The sequence below is a fragment of the Streptomyces mutomycini genome, from assembly GCF_001700505.1.
In the GTDB taxonomy this organism is placed as follows: domain Bacteria; phylum Actinomycetota; class Actinomycetes; order Streptomycetales; family Streptomycetaceae; genus Streptomyces; species Streptomyces mutomycini.
Genome location: NZ_MAPV01000312.1, coordinates 1 through 3,904, shown reverse-complemented (window position 1 = coordinate 3,904; position 3,904 = coordinate 1). Strand labels below are relative to the sequence as shown.

General features: G+C 69.6%; 3 protein-coding genes. 1 reads left to right on the top strand and 2 read right to left on the bottom strand.

What is annotated here, in order from left to right; all coding sequences use genetic code 11:
* Nucleotides 1–188: 188 nt before the first annotated feature.
* Nucleotides 189–1,796 (bottom strand): AMP-binding protein, encoded by a 1,608-nt coding sequence (locus BFF76_RS30080; protein WP_065849491.1) that lies wholly within the window; start codon nucleotides 1,794–1,796, stop codon nucleotides 189–191.
* Complete coding sequence (locus tag BFF76_RS30075) at nucleotides 1,793–3,469, bottom strand: AMP-binding protein (protein ID WP_031099737.1); 1,677 nt, start codon at nucleotides 3,467–3,469, stop codon at nucleotides 1,793–1,795. Before BFF76_RS30075 ends, BFF76_RS30080 begins: the two co-directional genes overlap by 4 nt.
* A 105-nt stretch (nucleotides 3,470–3,574) precedes the next feature.
* Between BFF76_RS30075 and BFF76_RS30070 the strand changes: the two genes are divergently transcribed.
* The coding region (locus BFF76_RS30070; protein ID WP_141695702.1) for a GAF domain-containing protein at nucleotides 3,575–3,904 on the top strand (330 nt) is incomplete at its 3' end.

Below are 3,904 nucleotides of genomic sequence, written 5' to 3'. Positions count from 1 at the left end.
CCGCCCACCCCTCGGCCGTCGATGCCAACGAGGCGATCCGCGCACTCGTCGACTCGCGGGCCGGCCAGGACTGGACGCCGGTGGAGGCCGCGGAGTACGAGGTGCTGCTCATCGAGTGGGCGGCCGCGACCCAGGGCATAGGCTCGGGCGTCATCGAGGCCGCCTGATCCGGCGGCCTCCGGCGCGGCCTACGCGCCGTACCCCTCCCGTAGTTCGACCTTGCGGACCTTGCCGCTGACGGTCATCGGGAACGCCTCCATGATCCGCAGCCCGCGCGGGACCTTGTAGTGCGCCAGCTGCTCACGGCAGTACGCGGTCAACTCGTCGAGTGTCGGCGGGTCGGCCGGGTCACGGGGAATGACGCAGGCCAGGATCTCCTCGCCGTAGCGTTCGTCCGGCACCCCCACCACCTGGACGTCTTCGATCTTCGGGTGACCGTAGAGGAATTCCTCGATCTCGCGCGGATACACGTTCTCGCCGCCACGGATGATCATGTCCTTGATCCGGCCGACGATCTGGACGTACCCGTCCTCCCGCATCACCGCGAGGTCCCCCGTGTGCATCCAGCGCCCCGCGTCGATGACTTCGGCGGTCCGCTCCGGCTGTTCCCAGTAGCCGAGCATCACGCTGTAGCCCCGGGTGCGCAGTTCACCTGCCTCACCGCGCGGCAGGGTCACGCCGGTCACCGGATCGACGACCTTCACCTCGATGTGCGGCATCACCCGGCCCACCGTGCCCGTGCGGCGCTCCAGGTCGTCCTCCCGGCGGGTCTGGGTGGAGACGGGCGAGGTCTCCGTCATGCCGTAGCAGATGGACACCTCGTCCATGTGCATCTCCGCGACGACCCTCTTCATCACCTCGACAGGACACGGCGATCCGGCCATGATCCCGGTGCGGAGCGAGGAGAGGTCGTACGAGGCGAAGCCCGGGAGGCCGAGCTCCGCGATGAACATCGTGGGCACGCCGTAGAGCGAGGTGCACCGCTCCTGCTGGACGGCCGCCAGCACCGCGGCGGGCTCGAAGGCGGGTGCGGGGATCACGATGCAGGCACCGTGCGAGGTGATGCCGAGGTTCCCCATGACCATGCCGAAGCAGTGATAGAACGGCACGGGCAGACAGACCCGGTCCTGTTCGGTGTAGGCGACCATCTCCCCCACGAAATAGCCGTTGTTGAGGATGTTGTGGTGGGAGAGCGTGGCCCCCTTGGGGAATCCGGTGGTCCCGGAGGTGTACTGGATGTTGATGGGGTCGTCGCAGGACAACTGGGCTTCGCGTACAGCCAGCTGTTCGACGGTCACGGCCGCTGAGGCGGCCGGTAGTTCGTCCCAGGAGGGGTCGCCGATGTAGTGGACGGACCGCAGTGCGGGGCAGTTCGCCCGGACCTGTCCGACGAGTGCGCGGTAGTCGCTGGTGCGGTGGGCGAGCGAGGCGACCAGGACGGAGATCCCGGCCTGCTTGAGCACGTACTCCAGCTCATGTGCACGGTAGGCGGGATTGATGTTGACCATGACGGCCCCGATGCGGGCCGTGGCGTACTGGACGAAGACCCATTCCGGGCAGTTGACCGCCCAGATGCCGACCCGGTCGCCCTTGTCCACCCCGGACGCCATCAGCCCGCGGGCCAGCTCATCGACGGCGGCACCGAACTCCGCGTACGTCCAGCGGCGTCCGGACACCACGTCGACGAGGGCCTCACGCTCCCCGAACGCCTCGACCGCCCGGTCCAGGTTGCGTCCGATGGTGTCGCCGAGCAGCGGGGTGTCGCCGGTGCCGTGCGCGTAGGAGAGACCGCTCATCGCACATCCCCCTCGTCGAACTCGGTGCCGGTCCCCTGCGCCGTGCGCTCGCGCAGCTCGATCCTGCGGATCTTCCCGGAGACCGTCTTGGGCAGCTCGGCGAACTCCAGGCGGCGGATGCGCTTGTACGGGGCGAGGACGGCCCTGGAGTGCTCGAACAGCACCTTCGCGGTGTCGGGTCCGGGCTCCCAGCCCTCGGCGAGCACGACGTACGCCTTCGGGACGGAGAGCCGCACCGGGTCCGGCGCGGGCACGACCGCGGCCTCGGCGACCGCCTCGTGCTCCAGCAGGGCGCTCTCCAGCTCGAACGGCGAGATCTTGTAGTCGGATGCCTTGAACACGTCGTCGGCCCGGCCCACATAGGTGATGTAGCCGTCCTCGTCCCGCGCGCCGATGTCACCGGTGCGGTAGTAACCGCCCGCCATGGCCTCGGCCGTACGCTCGGGGTCTCCGTGGTAGCCCGTCATCAGGCCGACGGGAGACGCCGACAGGTCGAGGGAGATCTCACCTTCCGCCGCGCCCGGTTCGCCGGTGACCGGGTCGAGCAGCTCGACCTTGAAGCCGGGGCTGGGGCGCCCCATTGAACCGGCCTTGAGCAGCTGTCCCGGTGTGTTGGCCACCTGCACGGCGGTCTCGGTCTGGCCGAAGCCGTCGCGGATGGTGACACCCCAGGCGCGCCGGACGCTCTCGATGACTTCGGGGTTGAGCGGTTCCCCGGCCGCGACGACCTCGCGCGGCGGTGTCTTCAGCTGCGTGAGGTCGGCCTGGATGAGCATCCGCCAGACCGTCGGCGGGGCGCAGAAGCTGGTGATCGCCGAGCGGTCCATCTCCGCCATCAGCCGGGCGGCGTCGAAACGGGTGTAGTTGAAGATGAAGACGGTGGCCTCGGCGCTCCACGGCGCGAAGAGGTTCGACCAGGCGTGCTTCGCCCAGCCGGGCGAGGAGATGTTCAGATGGACGTCACCGGGCTTGAGCCCGATCCAGTACATCGTCGACAAGTGTCCGACGGGATAAGAGACATGGGTGTGCTCGACCAGCTTCGGACTCGCCGTGGTCCCCGAGGTGAAGTAGAGCATCAGGGGTTCGTCGGCGTCCGTCTCCCGGTCCGGGGTGAAGGCCTCCGGCGCCTCGTCGGCCCCGCTGTAGGAGAGCCAGCCCTCGACGTCCGCGCCGACTGCGATCCGGGTGTAGTCGCCGGGGACCTCGTCGAACTTCGCGGTGTCCGCCGACCGTACGAGGACGTGGCGGACCCTGCCGCGCTCGACCCGGTCACGCAGGTCGACCGGCCCCAGCAGGGGGGTGGCGGGGATGACGACGGCACGCAGCTTCATCGCGGCCAGGGCCGTCTCCCACAGCTCGGTCTGGTTGCCGAGCATGACGAGGATCCGGTCGCCCGCGGCCACGCCCTGTTGCCGCAGCCAGTTCGCCGCCCGGTCGGAACGGGCGGCCATCCGGGCGAAGGACACCTCGGTGCGGCCGCCGTCCTCCTCCACGATGTGCAGGGCGGTGCGGTCGTTGTTCTCGGCGATGACGTCGAACCAGTCGAGCGCCCAGTTGAAGTGGCCCGGCCGGGGCCAGCCGAAGCCCTCGTACGCCGCGGTGTAGTCCTCACGGTGCTCGATCAGGAAGTCCCGGGCCGCCCGGAACGTCTCCGTCGCACTCGTTGCCGGCATGTGCCCTCCTCGTCGCGAACTGGTCCATTACCATCATGTGAACAGTGACCCAGATCTCACCACCCCCGAACAGGGGTAGGACCGACAGGGCGGAGAGGCATCGGCGTGCCGGAGGCGGGTGAGGCGACCGAGCTGCGGGCGGCCCTGCTGGGGCTGCGCAGGACGAGCGGGCTGCCGGTGGTCTTCGGCGGGCTGCTGTCCGACGCCCGCCACGCCCTGATCGCCGAGCTGAGCGGGGCGCAGACCCCCGCCCTGCGCGGGCTCGTCATCTCGGCGGGGAGCGGCCTCGGCGGCAAGGCGATCGCCCTGTCGCGACCGTGCGCGGTCACGGACTATCCCTCGTCGCGTCATATCAGCCACGAATACGACTCGGCGGTCGCCGCGGAGGGCCTGCGCTCGGTCGTCGCGGTGCCCGTCGTCGTACGCCGGGTGGTG

Excerpts from the sequence above, each read along its gene's own strand:
- BFF76_RS30080 (WP_065849491.1), bottom strand. The coding sequence starts at position 1,796 with ATGAGCGGTCTCTCCTACGCGCACGGCACCGGCGACACCCCGCTGCTC.
- BFF76_RS30075 (WP_031099737.1), bottom strand. The coding sequence starts at position 3,469 with ATGCCGGCAACGAGTGCGACGGAGACGTTCCGGGCGGCCCGGGACTTC.